The sequence below is a fragment of the Adlercreutzia equolifaciens genome (assembly GCF_029076695.1).
GTDB classification, from domain to species: domain Bacteria; phylum Actinomycetota; class Coriobacteriia; order Coriobacteriales; family Eggerthellaceae; genus Adlercreutzia; species Adlercreutzia equolifaciens_A.
Map to the genome: position 1 here is coordinate 1 of NZ_JARFIK010000283.1, position 312 is coordinate 312.

The window sequence follows — 312 nt, forward strand, 5'->3', positions numbered from 1 at the left end:
GCTTCCTTAAAGCAGGCAGTCATTCCTGGTTTCTACGGTGCTAAGCCGGACGGAACGATCCACACCTTCTCCCGCGGTGGTTCCGATATCACAGGTTCCATCGTAGCACGCGCGGTCCAGGCAGACCTCTATGAGAACTGGACTGACGTTTCCGGTTTCCTTGTAGCAGATCCGAGAATCGTCGAGAATCCAGCTCCGATCGAAACCATCACCTACACCGAGCTCCGTGAGCTCTCCTACATGGGTGCAAGTGTCCTTCATGAGGACGCAATCTTCCCGGTAAGAAAAGCCGGAATCCCGATCAATATCCGT

1 pseudogene is annotated in these 312 nt (G+C 54.2%); it reads left to right on the forward strand.

The features are described from left to right. Positions 1–312, forward strand: a pseudogene (locus PZH32_RS12420) (aspartate kinase); the annotation flags it as partial.